General features: G+C 37.5%; 13 protein-coding genes. 9 read left to right on the plus strand and 4 right to left on the minus strand.

Annotated elements, in window-relative coordinates; translation table 11 throughout:
* Positions 1-449 precede the first annotated feature (449 nt).
* From jag to rpmH, 4 genes are all read right to left on the minus strand, one after another.
* Positions 450-1,082 (minus strand): RNA-binding cell elongation regulator Jag/EloR, encoded by a 633-nt coding sequence (gene jag, locus J2S77_RS01655; protein ID WP_306974043.1) that lies wholly within the window; start codon positions 1,080-1,082, stop codon positions 450-452.
* Positions 1,079-1,813 carry a YidC family membrane integrase SpoIIIJ gene (spoIIIJ, locus tag J2S77_RS01660; RefSeq protein ID WP_370871765.1) on the minus strand — a complete coding sequence of 245 codons (735 nt, stop codon included), beginning with the start codon at positions 1,811-1,813 and terminating at the stop codon, positions 1,079-1,081. The genes jag and spoIIIJ overlap by 4 nt, the downstream gene beginning before the upstream one ends.
* Positions 1,814-1,949: 136 nt before the next feature.
* Positions 1,950-2,291 carry a ribonuclease P protein component gene (gene rnpA, locus J2S77_RS01665; RefSeq protein ID WP_306974045.1) on the minus strand — a complete coding sequence of 114 codons (342 nt, stop codon included), beginning with the start codon at positions 2,289-2,291 and terminating at the stop codon, positions 1,950-1,952.
* Between the two features lie 121 nt (positions 2,292-2,412).
* Complete coding sequence (gene rpmH / locus J2S77_RS01670; RefSeq protein WP_167263023.1) at positions 2,413-2,547, minus strand: 50S ribosomal protein L34; 135 nt, start codon at positions 2,545-2,547, stop codon at positions 2,413-2,415.
* 770 nt (positions 2,548-3,317) lie between these two features.
* On the opposite strand from rpmH, the gene dnaA reads away from it, so the two are divergent.
* From dnaA to J2S77_RS01715, 9 genes are all read left to right on the plus strand, one after another.
* Positions 3,318-4,664, plus strand: a complete 1,347-nt coding sequence (gene dnaA, locus J2S77_RS01675; protein WP_306974046.1) for a chromosomal replication initiator protein DnaA — start codon at positions 3,318-3,320, stop codon at positions 4,662-4,664.
* Positions 4,665-4,851: 187 nt separating this feature from the next.
* The gene (gene dnaN, locus J2S77_RS01680) at positions 4,852-5,997 is read left to right on the plus strand and encodes a DNA polymerase III subunit beta (RefSeq protein WP_306974047.1); all 1,146 of its coding nucleotides are present in this window, start codon (positions 4,852-4,854) and stop codon (positions 5,995-5,997) included.
* 135 nt (positions 5,998-6,132) lie between these two features.
* Positions 6,133-6,354: a S4 domain-containing protein YaaA gene (gene yaaA, locus J2S77_RS01685; RefSeq protein ID WP_306974048.1), complete on the plus strand. Its 222-nt coding sequence runs from the start codon at positions 6,133-6,135 to the stop codon at positions 6,352-6,354.
* Between the two features lie 18 nt (positions 6,355-6,372).
* The gene (gene recF / locus J2S77_RS01690; protein WP_306974049.1) at positions 6,373-7,482 is read left to right on the plus strand and encodes a DNA replication/repair protein RecF; all 1,110 of its coding nucleotides are present in this window, start codon (positions 6,373-6,375) and stop codon (positions 7,480-7,482) included.
* An 18-nt stretch (positions 7,483-7,500) separates the two neighbouring features.
* Complete coding sequence (remB, locus tag J2S77_RS01695; protein ID WP_306974051.1) at positions 7,501-7,791, plus strand: extracellular matrix regulator RemB; 291 nt, start codon at positions 7,501-7,503, stop codon at positions 7,789-7,791.
* Between the two features lie 319 nt (positions 7,792-8,110).
* Positions 8,111-10,033 (plus strand): DNA topoisomerase (ATP-hydrolyzing) subunit B, encoded by a 1,923-nt coding sequence (gyrB, locus tag J2S77_RS01700; RefSeq protein ID WP_306974053.1) that lies wholly within the window; start codon positions 8,111-8,113, stop codon positions 10,031-10,033.
* Between the two features lie 61 nt (positions 10,034-10,094).
* Positions 10,095-12,593 carry a DNA gyrase subunit A gene (gyrA, locus tag J2S77_RS01705; RefSeq protein ID WP_306974055.1) on the plus strand — a complete coding sequence of 833 codons (2,499 nt, stop codon included), beginning with the start codon at positions 10,095-10,097 and terminating at the stop codon, positions 12,591-12,593.
* Between the two features lie 15 nt (positions 12,594-12,608).
* Complete coding sequence (locus J2S77_RS01710) at positions 12,609-13,676, plus strand: HD-GYP domain-containing protein (RefSeq protein WP_306974056.1); 1,068 nt, start codon at positions 12,609-12,611, stop codon at positions 13,674-13,676.
* Between the two features lie 180 nt (positions 13,677-13,856).
* Positions 13,857-15,179 carry a serine hydrolase gene (locus J2S77_RS01715; RefSeq protein WP_306974058.1) on the plus strand — a complete coding sequence of 441 codons (1,323 nt, stop codon included), beginning with the start codon at positions 13,857-13,859 and terminating at the stop codon, positions 15,177-15,179.
* Positions 15,180-15,186: the final 7 nt, after the last annotated feature.

Genomic DNA, 15,186 nt, shown 5'->3' on the forward strand with positions numbered 1-15,186 from the left:
GCATCAATTTCCTAACTTAAAACAATAACACAAAACACGTCAAAAGAAAAGAATTATACCGGTTGGTAACATCAGTAAAAATGTTGTTTTACAGTGTTTCAACATTTGCCTAAATCATTTCATTCATCAATAAGTTTAACTAAAGTCCGTTGTTGATATTGTAATCCGCTTTCGGTGGACGCTTTCCGCAGGCACGGCTCGAGCCTCCTCGGCCTAAAAGCGTGGCCTCCGGGGTCTCGAGACTCGTGCTTTTCCCGTGACGGCCCGGACGGCCTAATGTCGACGTTGGTCACAGGACGTGACCGAACTTAGTCGACCAGGAGTCGCCACCTTCGCTCCTCACAATTCAACAACTAAGAGCTAAATTAAATTGAATTTAAAACTACTTATCTAAATATTAAACCCCAAAAAAATAGCTAACCTCTTAGACAGAGGCTAGCTACTTTGTTTTAGTCGTCTAATTTACGTGGACGAATGACAACTCTTCGATTAGGATCTTGTCCGTCTGAGTAAGTTGAAACATCGCTGTGGTCATGAAGAGCCGTATGAATGATTTTACGTTCATAAGATGGCATTGGTTCGATGAATACATCTTCTTCAGTACGCGTCGCCTTTTTCGCAAGATTATTCGCTAATTGTTCTAATGTTTCTTTACGACGTTCGCGATAACCTTCTGCATCAACAACGACAGTATAATGAACACCGCGGTGTTGGTTAACGACTAAACTCGTTAGATACTGTAAGGCATTTAATGTTTGACCGCGTTTTCCAATGAGTTTTCCGATTTCATCACCTGTTAACTCATATCTAATCTCATCATCATCTTGGTGAACCTTGATATCGACATTGGATGTGCCCATTTGTTCAACCATTTGTTTTAAGTACGTTTTACCATCACTTACTAAGTCTTCTCGTTCTTGTACTTTAACGTAAGCACGTTTCGTACCAAATACGCCGAACAAACCTTTCTTACCTTCATCAATCACTTCAACGGTCACTTGATCTTCATTTAAACCTAATTGATCAAGTGCGTTTAGTTTTGCCTCTTCAACTGTTAGACCACTCGCCGTTATTTCTCTCACTTTTTCGATCCTCCATTATTTTTTTCGAATTCACGCATCATTGGTTTACGAATTAATAATGTTTGAGCAATCATAAAGAAGTTACCTACCACCCAGTACAGCGCTAATGCTGATGGGAAGAAGAATGCGAATACACCAATCATAACTGGTAATACATATAGCATGACTTTCATTTGCGGATTATCGCCAGCTGATGAACCAGACATCATAATCTTCTGCTGCGCAAATGTTGTTGCGGATGTAATAATCGCTAATATTGGGCTCGGATCACCTAATTGGAACCATAAGAAGCCATAATCACTAATTTCTTCTGTTCTAGAAATTGCATGATAGAATGCGATTAAGATCGGCATCTGTGCAAAGATCGGTAAACAACCTGCTAATGGGTTTACGCCGTGACGTTGGAATAACGACATTGTTTCTTGTTGTAATTTTTGTTGTGTTTCAGCGTCTTTAGATGAATACTTTTCACGAATTTCTTGTAATTCTGGTTGAATCATTTGCATCGCTTGCGTTGATTTCAATTGCTTAATGTTCAATGGTAAAATTAATGTTCTTAATAAAATCGTTACAATCACAATCGCCATTCCAAAGTTATGAGTGAAGATATCTTCAGCAATATATGTGATAAGAAACGATAAAGGATAAACAAAGAAACTATTCCAAATCCCTTCGCTTTCTGGTGTGATCGGTTCATCAATATTAAAACAACCTGATAGTACGGCTGTCATGGCAATTAATACCCCGATGAGTAATAGTCTTTTACTCACTTTCATGTTCCTCCTATCTTTCTAAACAAAGAAAAGCTATTTTACTAAACGTATTTTAGCATTATTCAATAAGTGATACTACAATTTATTAGACTTTTTAGTGACGAATTTTTTTCGTTTTCTTTAATAAATGTTGTAAACTACTTTTAATTTCATGATAGCCCATCTCTCGCGTCGGCATTCTGGCAATAATAATATAATCGTATTCAACTTCAATATAAGGTGCTAATTCATGGAATGCCTCACGTAAATATCGCTTAATTTGGTTACGCATTACAGCATTGCCGATTTTCTTTCCAACAGAGAAACCGACACGAAAATGAGATTGGCCTTCTTTTTTTAATGAATAAATGACGAGTTGACGATTCGCAAAAGAATCTCCTTTTTTGAAAATCTCTTGAAACTCTTCATTCTTCTTCACCCGATAAGCTTTTTTCAACCATCATCATCCCAACTGTAATACAATCACTGCACTATGCTTTAAATCGAACTAATTCGATTAACATGTCACAAAACTAAACTAAAACTAGAAAAAAGACCACTGATCAAGCTTCAGTGGTCTAGACAGATAGAACTTTTCTACCTTTGCGACGACGACGCGCTAGTGTCTTACGGCCATTTTTTGTAGCCATACGTGCGCGGAAGCCGTGCACTTTGTTGCGTTTACGTTTATTTGGTTGGTACGTACGTTTCATATTCTACACCTCCTAGGCGACAAACTTAAACGTTCAATAAGCAGTCCAAAATAGTATATAAAAAGTTTCCCTTGAATGTCAATAGACAAACCAATGTACATTATAACGTAAGTGTCTGGATAACTCAAATAGAGATTCATTTAAATTATGCACATGTTAATAGTCCTCTAAAACTTCAAAAAAACTATCCACAGTTAAGCAACTGCTTGTCCAACTTAGTTAAAACAAGATCAGGAAGCGTCACTCACTTAACTTTTTATATAGAAAATTAAATAGCGTCGTGCCTTTTCCAAAATCTTATTTCCTCTCTTTTAAATATAAGCAATTTCCCTTTTCACTATAATCCAACGCTATATCCACAACACTAAAATTAAGCTCCCAACTTTTATCCACAACCCCTGTTCTTAAACTTATTTTTTCTTTTATTATATCCACATTTTTAAACAACAAAACCCACAATATTCACGGTTGTGGATAATAATTATAAAGAGGTCTGTTTTAAATGTGGATAAGTTGTTATAACCATTGCAACATCTGGTTTAGTTTGATATGATTATAGTGTTTTTCTAGTGGATAAATGAATAACCAAACATACGTTTTCCACAGACTGTGGACACGTTGTGAATAAATTTGCACAGGCTGTTTTTATGGTTATACACAATAGTGTGGATGTTGTCGATAAATGTTATCATTTGGCATATAATCATAGTTAAACCATCCACAGACTCAATCGATCCATTAAAACATCTTAGAAAGGATGTGAAACTAGCTTGGAAAACATCTCCGACCTCTGGAATCAGACTCTAAACGAACTCGAGAAAAAGGTCAGTAAACCCAGTTTCGACACCTGGTTAAAATCAACAGAAGCAAGATCCATTGAAGGTGATGCAATCTACATTGTAGCCCCTAATGAATTTGCTCGTGACTGGCTAGAAAACAGTTATGCTGAATTAATTTCTGAAACAGTTTATGACATAACAGGTTCACAATTAACGCCCAAATTTGTCATTCCTGAATCTAGTCAATCCATGGACGAAGATTCTCAACCTATGAAAAAGGTGAATCAAGCAAAGTCAAATGAGCAAGATTCCAAGACCATGCTTAATTCCAAATATACCTTTGAAACCTTTGTCATAGGCTCTGGAAACCGCTTCGCACACGCTGCTTCACTAGCTGTTGCAGAAGCACCCGCAAAAGCTTATAATCCACTCTTTATTTATGGTGGCGTTGGTTTAGGTAAAACCCACTTAATGCACGCGATTGGCCATTATGTGATTGAACATAATCCAGATGCTAAGGTTGTCTATCTTTCATCTGAAAAATTCACTAACGAGTTTATTAACTCAATTCGTGATAACCGGACCATTGATTTTCGTAATAAATATCGAAATGTCGATGTGCTTTTAATTGATGATATTCAATTTTTAGCTGGAAAAGAACAAACGCAGGAAGAATTTTTCCATACCTTTAATTCTTTACATGAAGATAATAAACAAATCGTCATTTCTAGTGACCGACCTCCAAAAGAAATACCGACACTTGAAGATCGACTTCGGTCACGATTCGAGTGGGGGTTAATTACAGATATTACACCGCCTGACTTAGAAACGCGGATTGCTATTTTACGCAAGAAAGCAAAAGCGGATGGCTTAGAAATCCCTAACGAGGTCATGCTTTATATCGCTAATCAAATTGACACGAACATCAGGGAATTAGAGGGGGCACTAATACGTGTTGTTGCATACTCCTCTCTAGTCAATGAAGAGATCGACGCCTCACTTGCAGCAGATGCACTTAAAGATATCGTGCCGCATGCTAGACCGAAAGAAATTACGATTAAAGGAATCCAAGAAGTGATCGCGAATCGATTTAATATCTATTTAGAAGATTTCGCAGCAAAAAAACGAACAAAATCAGTCGCTTTTCCTCGTCAAATTGCGATGTACTTAACACGCGAATTAACGGATTTTTCACTACCTAAAATTGGTGAGGAATTCGGGGGACGTGATCATACAACAGTGATTCATGCGCACGAAAAAATCTCTAAAATGATGGCTGATGATATTCAACTCCAACGAGAAATTGACGAATTAACCGAACAAATTAAATCAAGTTAATCACAATGATGTTGTGAATAATGTGGACAAAAATAACAACCTTAAGCACAAGTTATGCACATGTGGATAACCAAACGTTTAGCGATATTTCGACAGTTTTCCACAAATCCACATGCCCTATTATTATTATGACTGAAATTATTAAAACAAAATAAATAATATGACACGTATTTAAGGGGAGGCACTTATGAAAATCGTCATTAACCGTGACCAATTAATGAAAAGCATCCAAGACGTAATGAAAGCTATTTCACCAAAAACAACTATTCCTATTCTGTCCGGAATGAAAATCGAAGCGACTGAAGATGAAGTGACTTTAACAGGTAGTGATTCTGATGTAACGATCGAATCAATTATTCCTAAAGAAGAAGATGGCATCATTCACATTCATGATATAAACCCAGGTAAAATTGTCGTTCAAGCCAAGTTCTTACCAGACATTATTAAAAAGTTACCTGATGAAACCGTTGAAATAGAATCTGATGGTGACTTGAATATTTTAATCCGTTCAGGTCAAGCAGAATTCAAATTGAATGGACAAGATCCAGAAGAATATCCACAACTCCCAATGTTAGAAACCGAAAATAGTTTTCATATGCCAATTGATTTATTAAAAACATTAATTCGCCAAACAAATTTTGCGGTTTCAACATCAGAAACTCGTCCAATCTTAACGGGTGTTCATTTTAAATTAGAAAATGGTGAGCTAGAACTTGTTGCGACTGACAGTCATCGCCTAGCTTCGCGCCGTGTCTCAATGGAAGAAGACGTGATCCAACTAGAATTCAAAAACACTGTAATCCCTGGTAAAAGTTTAAGTGAATTAAATAAAATACTCGATGAATCTCAAGAGTCAATCCAGATTAGTGTTGCGGATAATCAAATTCTATTTAGAACCAAGCATTTATTCTTCTTATCTCGTTTATTAGATAGCAATTATCCAGAAACATCACGTTTAATCCCAGATCAAAGTAAAACAGAAGTGCATGTTAACGCTAAAGAGCTAATGCAAACGATTGATCGTGCTAGTCTACTAGCGAAAGATAATCGCAATAATATCGTTAAATTAGTGACTCAAGAACAGAATACAGTAGAAATCTCGAGTAACTCACCAGAAATCGGAACAGCAGAAGAAATGCTAAAAACAAATGACATCTCTGGTGAAGAGTTAAAGATTTCATTTAATGCTAAATACATGATTGATGCTTTAAGAGCAATCGATGCCGAAGAAGTTAAAATCAGTTTCACAGGGGCTATGCGACCATTTATCATTCAACCAACGGACGATTCGGAACACATTTTACAACTCATCACACCAGTTAGAACGTACTAATTAACTTCCAAGCTAACTGAGCCTAAAGAGAACTTTTTAACTCTACGGCTCAGTTTTCTTTTCTTATCGGCAAATTTTTAGTAAAATATATAGTTAGGGAAATTCTAAGAGTAATTCATAAAATGAGGTGACAACATGGCTGAACCAATTGAAATCCAAACAGAAGAAATTACCCTAGGACAGTTTATTAAGCTGGCTAATATCGTTGAATCTGGCGGGATGGTGAAGTTGTTTTTACAAGACTTCAATGTCTATGTGAATGGTGAACAAGATCAACGTCGCGGACGGAAATTGTATCTTAATGATGAAGTTGAGATAGAGGACGTTGGTACGTTTATTGTTACTAAAGAAGATTAAAGACTTAGGGGTCTCATGATGCATATTGAAAATATAACAATTGAACAATATCGTAATTACGATTCATTATCTTTAGAATTTGATCATCAAATCAATGTCATGATTGGAGAAAATGCCCAAGGTAAAACAAATTTGATGGAAGCTATTTATGTATTAGCCTTCACGAAATCTCACCGAACGTCAAAAGATAAAGAATTAATAAAATGGGACTCAGAGTATGGTAAAATAAAAGGGAACATCTTTAAGAGAAATCGTACTTTCCCACTCGAAGTGATTTTTTCAGGAAAAGGGAAGAAGGCTAAGTTCAATCATATAGAACAAAAGCGATTAAGCGATTATATTGGTTCACTTAATGTTGTCATGTTTGCACCAGAAGATTTGAATTTAGTAAAAGGAAGCCCACAGGAACGTCGTAAATTTATTGATATGGAATTGGGCCAGGTTCAACCAGTTTATATTTATCACCTCGGTCAGTACCAAAAAATCTTAAAACAGCGTAATGCGCTATTAAAAGATTTACAAAGACAATCAAAACAAGATCGGACTATGTTACATATTTTGACTGAGCAATTAATTGAACACGGTAGTATTGTCTTAACTAGAAGACTGCAATTCTTACAAAAATTAAGAGAGTGGGCAATTCCGATCCATCATGGTATAAGTCGCGGTTTAGAAGAGCTCACTATTAATTACGAACCAACCATTGACGTATCAGAGGATGCGGATTTGGAAACAATAATAGAAATATATAAAGCCCATTTCACGTCGATTGAAGACCGTGAAGTGGAACGTGGGACAACATTAGCTGGTCCCCACCGTGATGATTTAATGTTTGAAGTGAATGGTCGTAATGTCCAAACATATGGTTCTCAAGGACAACAACGAACAACAGCATTATCTTTGAAATTAGCAGAAATTGAACTCATAGAACAAGAAGTTGGTGAGTATCCAGTGTTATTGCTTGATGATGTGTTAAGTGAACTGGATGATCACAGGCAATCGCATTTACTCAATACCATTCAAGGTAAAGTCCAAACGTTTGTTACGACAACGAGTGTTGATGGGATTCATCATGATACATTGAAGCAAGCTAAAATGTTTAATATTCATAACGGATGTTTGAAATAAGAAAGGTGAGGTTTCAGGTTGTTTATTCATATCGGTGATGAACACGTTATACGTTCAAGTGAAGTTGTTTCAATCATTGATTATAACCTCTATCATTCTTCTTCGATTGTTGAAGAGATGATTTTTAATCAACGAAAAGCAGGAAATGTTGTGGAAGTGCCATTTGAAGAACCTAAGGCAATTGTGATCACAACAGACCAGATTTATTTTAGTTCTTTATCCGTTGCAACATTAAATAAACGGTCGCAATTATCTCATATGTTAGATGGAATAGAAGATATCGCGGACGAAACACCGGATTTAAATTAGAGCTCTGATAAGGTTCGTTGTTGATATTGGGATCCGCTTTCGGTGGACGATTTCCGTGGGCACGGCTCGAGCCTCCTCGGCCTAAAAAGCGTGGCCTACGGGGTCTCGAGACACGTGCTATTCCCATGACGGCCCGGACGGCCTAATGTCGACGTTGGTCACAGGACGTGACCGAACTTAGTCGACCAGGAGTCGCCACCTTCGCTACTCCCAATTCAACAACTAAGTACTTTAATTGATATTTCAAATCAACTCACTAGTTTTGACAGAACTAAAATAAAAGCATGATCATTATGAAAATGAAGGTGAGACAATGTCTATGGAAGATAATTTAATGCAACAAGGGGATTATGGTGCGAGCCAAATTCAAGTATTAGAAGGTTTAGAAGCTGTTCGTAAAAGACCAGGTATGTATATTGGGTCTACGAGTGAACGTGGTCTTCACCACCTTGTTTGGGAAGTCGTCGATAATAGTATTGATGAAGCGTTAGCAGGTCATTGTGACACAATTGAGATCCAAATTGGTAAAGATAATAGCATTACAGTAATCGATAATGGCCGAGGAATTCCTGTTGATTTACACAAAAAGGCAGGTAAACCAGCTTTAGAGGTTATCATGACTGTCCTTCACGCAGGTGGTAAGTTCGATGGTGGGTCGTATAAAGTCTCAGGCGGTCTTCACGGTGTTGGGGCTTCAGTTGTTAATGCATTATCCAGCGAATGTGAAGTGTTTGTTCATCGTGATGGTACCCTTTATTACCAAAGCTATACACGCGGAATTCCCGATGATGAAGTGAAAGCCATTGGTGAAACAGATATTACAGGAACGAAAACGCGTTTTAAACCTGATCCAAGCATTTTCACTGAAACAGAAGAGTATTCCTATGATCAATTATTACATCGTACGCGTGAACTAGCGTATTTAAATAAAAAATTAAAAATCTCCTTAGAAGATTTACGTGAAGAAGAGCCAATACGTGAAGAATTTTATTTTGAAGGCGGTATTTCAGAATATGTTGAGCATTTAAACCATACGCGTCAGGCATTACACGAACCAATTCATGGTGAGAATGAACTCGATGATATTACGGTTGAATTCGCTATTCAATATAATGACGGCTATGTTAGCAACTTATATTCATTTGCTAATAACATTCAAACAACAGAAGGTGGAACGCATGAGTCAGGCTTTAAGACAGCTTTAACACGTGTCATTAATGACTATGCTCGCCGCAATAATTTATATAAAGAAAATGATCCGAATTTAATTGGTGACGATGTGCGCGAAGGTTTAACAGCGATTGTTTCTGTAAAACATCCTGACCCACAATTCGAAGGCCAAACGAAAACGAAACTCGGTAACAGTGAAGTCAGAACCATTACGGATCAAATTTTCGCCGATAAATTCTCACAGTTTCTAGCTGAGAATCCCAAAGTGGCTAAACAAATCGTCGAGAAAGGGTTAATGGCTTCACGCGCTCGAATCGCTGCGAAAAAAGCACGGGAAGTGACACGTCGTAAGAGTGCATTAGAAGTATCTAGCTTACCTGGTAAGTTAGCTGATTGTTCATCCAAAGATGCTGATATTAGTGAATTATACATCGTAGAGGGTGACTCAGCGGGTGGTTCAGCTAAACAAGGTCGTGATCGTCATTATCAAGCGATTCTTCCGTTACGCGGTAAAATCATTAACGTTGAAAAGGCACGACTCGATAAGATTTTATCGAATAACGAAATTCGTTCAATGATTACCGCTTTAGGAACAGGCATTGGAGAAGAATTTGACTTATCGCAAGCCCGTTACAAGAAAGTTGTGATCATGACGGATGCTGACGTTGATGGAGCCCATATTCGTACATTATTATTAACCTTCTTTTACCGGTATATGCGCCCATTAGTAGAAAATGGGTATGTCTATATCGCTCAGCCACCATTGTATAAAATGACGCAAGGTAAACAAATTTACTATGCGTATAATGATGCTGAAATGGAGCGCATTTATAATGAATTGCCAGCCTCACCTAAAATTAGTTATCAACGTTATAAAGGTTTAGGTGAAATGAATCCGTCGCAATTATGGGAAACAACGATGGACCCAGAAACGCGGACATTGCTTCAGGTTAACTTAGAGGATGCAATGGATGCCGATGAGATCTTTCAAGTATTAATGGGTGATCAAGTAGAACCTAGACGCGATTTCATTCAACAAAATGCACAATATGTACAAAACTTAGATGTTTAATAAAAGTTCATGAACGTTTGCTTCAAACGTTCATGTTCTTCTGTTAGGGAGGTAATTACTTTTGGATCAAGAACGTCCTCAAGTCCAAGAAATTAATTTAGGTCAAGAAATGCGAACCTCATTTTTAGATTATGCGATGAGTGTCATTGTTTCACGTGCTTTACCCGATGTACGTGATGGGTTAAAACCTGTTCACCGTCGTATTCTGTATGCGATGCACGATTTAGGCATGTATTCGGATAAAGCCTATAAAAAATCCGCACGTATTGTCGGTGAAGTCATTGGTAAGTATCACCCGCACGGTGACTCAGCCGTATATGAAGCAATGGTCCGTATGGCACAAGATTTCAACTTCCGTTACATGCTTGTTGATGGCCATGGTAACTTCGGTTCAGTAGATGGTGACTCAGCTGCTGCGATGCGTTATACAGAAGCTAGAATGTCCAAGATTTCGATGGAGATCTTGCGCGATATTAATAAAGATACGATTGATTATGATGATAACTATGACGGCACTGAAAGAGAACCAGTCGTACTTCCAGCCCGTTTCCCTAATTTACTTGTAAACGGTGCTTCTGGAATTGCTGTCGGTATGGCGACTAATATTCCACCGCACCAACTAGGTGAAGTGATTGATGGGGTTTTAGCTTTAAGTGAAAATCCTGATATCACGATCCAAGAGTTGATGGATGATTATATTTATGGACCTGATTTTCCAACAGGTGGAGAAATCTTAGGTCGTAGTGGAATACGTAATGCCTATGAAACTGGTAAAGGGTCTATTACAATTCGTTCGAAAGCTGATATTTTAGAGGATTCAAATGGCAAACCACGAATTGTTGTCAATGAAATCCCGTTCCAAGTAAATAAGGCACGCTTAATCGAAAAAATTGCGGAACTCGTACGAGATAAGAAAATCGACGGCATTACCGATTTACGCGATGAGTCTGACCGAGATGGTTTAAGAATCGTGATTGAAGTTCGTCGTGATGCTAATCCGAATGTTGTCTTAAATAATTTATATAAACAAACTGCCTTACAGACGTCTTTTGGAATCAATATGCTGGCTCTTGTTAATGGACAACCAGAAGTATTGAATCTAAAACAGACATTAAGTCATTACTTAGAACACCAAAAAGAAATTATTACGCGCCGTACTCAGTTTGAACTGGATAAAGCGGAAGCCCGTGCTCATATTTTAGAAGGTTTACGTACAGCGCTTGATTATCTAGATGAGGTCATCACGCTGATTCGTGAATCACAAACAACAGATATTGCTCGGGATGAACTAATCTCTCGTTTTGGATTATCCGAAAAACAGGCGCAAGCGATTTTAGACATGCGTTTGCAACGTTTAACAGGGTTAGAACGTGAGAAAATCGAAAATGAATATCAAGAACTGACTGAATTAATTGCTGAATTAAAGGCGATCTTAGCTGATGAAAATAAAGTGCTTGAAATTGTTCGAGAAGAGTTACTTGAACTTAAAGAGCGCTTTAATGACAAACGCCAAACAGATATTACAGTTGGTGGCGCTGATTTAATTGAAGATGAAGACTTAATTCCTGAAGAAACGGTTGTCGTCACTGTCACGCATAAAGGCTATGTGAAACGACTGCCTGCAACGACTTATAAGACACAGAACCGCGGTGGACGAGGCATTCAAGGTATGAATATGAATGATGATGACTTCGTGGAGCATTTACTAACCACGTCCACTCATGACACGCTGTTATTCTTTACGAATAAAGGGAAAGTCTACCGAGCGAAAGGATACGAAATTCCTGAGTTCAGTCGTACTGCTAAAGGTCTTCCGTTAATTAATGTGATCGAAATTGATCAGGATGAATGGGTAAATGCTGTGATTACGGTGAAAGAATATTTGAGCGATTGGTACTTATTCTTTACAACGAAAAACGGTATTTCCAAACGTACGACGCTTGAACAATTTGCGAATATTCGCCGAGGTGGATTGCGAGCAATTAATTTACGTGAAGATGATGAATTAATCTCCGTTCGCCTAACTGATGGCAGTAAACAAATGATGATTGGTACGAAAGCAGGACATTTAATTCGCTTTAACGAAGAAGATGTTAGAGTGATGGGACGTACGGCATCTGGTGTTAAAGGTATATCATTGCGCGAAGATGATGCTGTTATTTCCATGGATATCTTAGAACCAGGATCTGAGGTCTTAACTGTCACTTCAAAAGGGTATGGTAAACGTACACCTGAAGAAGAATATCGCATGCAAAACCGTGGCGGTAAGGGTATTTTAACGTGTAAATTAAACCCTCGTAATGGACATGTTGTAGCCGTTAAACCTGTAACAGGCGAAGAAGACTTAATGATTATGACGATTGATGGTGTATTAATTCGTATGTCATCAGAATCGATTTCAACGACAGGTCGTAATACGCAAGGGGTTAAACTGATTCGCTTAGGTGATGAAGAAGAGGTAGCGACTGTTGCCCGCGTTGAAAAAGAAGATGAAGAAGAGGAAATAGAAAACCAAGAAGAAGAAACACTAGAAGACGGTGAATCCCCTGAAGAAGAATAATAGAGGTGTTAGGTTATGAAAGTGCATCCACAACAAATTGTGCCAGGTTGTTTAATTACGAAAGACGTAATAGGAAATACAGTGACACCTATTATTCCACGCAATACGGTTGTGGAACCTATTCATATCCAAGTACTAGAAAAATTCAGGATTAGTGAAATTGAAGTGGCTAATAAACTTGTCACAGGTGAAGAGTTTGAAGCAGAAGAATTAACCGAAGAAGAAGAACAATCCCTTCAAAAATTGCCATTCTTTGAACACTTCGTGGATGTCGTTAAACAAACACGAATAATCTTTGAGAATTGGGATTACCGTACACCACTTGATTCGAAAAGGATTCGCGAATTAATTTTGCCCTTAACAGAGCAAGCTGAGGATAAACGTGATGTCATTTTAAAACTACATCATTATAACGATCCAAAATTGTATATGTATTATCATATGGTGGCAATGGCTGTTATTTCAACATATTTAGCTAAACGGCTAGGGTTTGATGAGAGTGAGCGTCATAGTGTTGCCTTAGCTGCTTATTTATCAGATTTAGGGATGTTAAAGTCACAAAAGGACGTTTATTTAAAAGAGCGGTCGATAGACTATAATGAATATGAACAAATTCAGAAACATCCTATTGAATCTTATCGTTTACTAGAAAAGGAACCGTTTAACCAAGATGTTAAAATAGCTGTTTTACAGCATCATGAACGGTTAGATGGGTCAGGTTATCCATTAGGCGTAAAAATGGATAAATTGCATCGTTTTGCAAAAATCTTAGCCGTGGCAGATATGTTTCATGCCATGACTTCTGAGCGAATGTATCGTCAAAAACAATCGCCTTATAAAGTCATCGAAGAGATGCGAAAAGACCAATTAACACAATTGGATATGGAAGTATTGAATGAACTTGTTAGATGTATTGTTAATTTCGGCAACGGAACGGAAATCAAGTTATCGAATAATGAGTATGGGACGATCGTTTTTACAGATGAGCGTTATCCCACTAGACCGCTCGTTCGATTAAGGAAAAATAAAGAGATTTTAAATCTTATTGATGAAAAAGATTTATATATTGAAGAAATCTTATAGAGTCATTAGCTATATGTAGCTAGTGACTTTTGTTTTATAAATAGTTGATCTTGTTTAAGTCGATACTCACATTTTAAAATTTCTTTAAATTGGCGATGTGGTGAGACTCAAAATATTGTATAATAAAAAACGGTACAGAATTGATTCGAAAAGGATTAATGAGACATGGGGGAACCGAGAATGAAACAAACAAAGACATATTTGACACGCATCCTCGTATTAACGGTGATGGTGTTTAGTTTATTGATGACAGGCGTGACAACAGCGCATGCTGAAATTAATGTTGAAGCGGAGTCAGCTATTTTAGTTGATGCAGAAACAGGAAACATATTATTTGAGAAAGAATCTGATATTGCATTACCACCAGCAAGTATGACGAAGGTTATGACAGAATACTTAGTATGGGAAGCCGTTGAAGATGGTGATATCAGTTGGGATACAACAACAGAGATCAGTGATTATGCCTATTCTATTTCGGCTAATAATTCTTTTTCCGGGGTTGGTCTTCGTTTAGATCATGAATACACAGTTCAAGAGTTATATGATGCGATGGCGATTTATTCGGATAATGCGACTACCATTGCATTAGCCGAGCTCATCGCAGGTTCAGAAGGCGAATTCGTTAAAATGATGAATGAAAAAGCAGAGGAAATGGGCTTAGAAGATGCAGAGTTCGTTAATTCGACTGGTTTATCTAATAGTAGTTTAGGTGAAAACTACCCAGAGGGAACAAACCCTGACGATAATAACTTAATTTCTGCGAAATCAATGGCCAAGCTTGCTTATCATTTAGTCAATGATTATCCAGAAGCCTTAGAAATATCGAGTGTTCCGACGCAGGAATTTGAAGGAAATGAAATGATTAACTTTAACTGGATGCTTCCTGGTATGCCAGGTCATATTGCACAATATACGTATGAAGGCTTAGATGGTCTTAAAACAGGTCGTACAGAATTAGCAGGTTACACCTTTACTGGAACAGCTAAGCGTGACGGTACACGTTTAATCTCAGTTGTCATGCGTACAGATAGTGTAGAAGAACGTTTTAGTCAAACACAGAAAATACTTGATTATGGCTTTAATAGTTTCTCAAATCAAACTCTATTTGAGGAAGGCCATCAAATTGAAGGCGAATCAACGCTTCCTGTAGTAAAAGGAAAAGAGAATGAAGTTGAGATTGCGTCTGCTGAACCGATAGAAGCGATGATTCGTGAAGGTGAAGAGGATCAGTATTCAGTCAATTATCAAATTAATGAAGATGTCTTAAATGATGAAGGTGCAATTGAGGCGCCAGTAGAAGAAGGTTTAGAAGTTGGCGAATTAGTGTTAACATATGATGGAGAACAAAATTATGGTAATATTTTATCAGATGAGTCTACTATTTCAGTTCCAGTTGAAACCAATAATGGTGTCGAGAAATCAAATTGGTTTATGTTAATGCTACAAGCAATTGGTGACTTCTTTGTTGGACTATTTAATAGTATCAAAGGGTTATTTGCTTAATAATACA

It is taken from the genome of Alkalibacillus salilacus, assembly GCF_030812915.1.
Taxonomy (GTDB): domain Bacteria; phylum Bacillota; class Bacilli; order Bacillales; family Alkalibacillaceae; genus Alkalibacillus; species Alkalibacillus salilacus.

What these genes read in the sequence shown, in the direction of transcription:
- spoIIIJ (WP_370871765.1), bottom strand. Translation starts at nt 1,813, where the DNA reads ATGACAGCCGTACTATCAGGTTGTTTTAATATTGATGAACCGATCACA.
- rpmH (WP_167263023.1), bottom strand. Translation starts at nt 2,547, where the DNA reads ATGAAACGTACGTACCAACCAAATAAACGTAAACGCAACAAAGTGCAC.
- dnaN (WP_306974047.1), top strand. Translation starts at nt 4,852, where the DNA reads ATGAAAATCGTCATTAACCGTGACCAATTAATGAAAAGCATCCAAGAC.
- yaaA (WP_306974048.1), top strand. Translation starts at nt 6,133, where the DNA reads ATGGCTGAACCAATTGAAATCCAAACAGAAGAAATTACCCTAGGACAG.
- recF (WP_306974049.1), top strand. Translation starts at nt 6,373, where the DNA reads ATGCATATTGAAAATATAACAATTGAACAATATCGTAATTACGATTCA.
- gyrB (WP_306974053.1), top strand. Translation starts at nt 8,111, where the DNA reads ATGGAAGATAATTTAATGCAACAAGGGGATTATGGTGCGAGCCAAATT.
- J2S77_RS01710 (WP_306974056.1), top strand. Translation starts at nt 12,609, where the DNA reads ATGAAAGTGCATCCACAACAAATTGTGCCAGGTTGTTTAATTACGAAA.
- J2S77_RS01715 (WP_306974058.1), top strand. Translation starts at nt 13,857, where the DNA reads ATGAAACAAACAAAGACATATTTGACACGCATCCTCGTATTAACGGTG.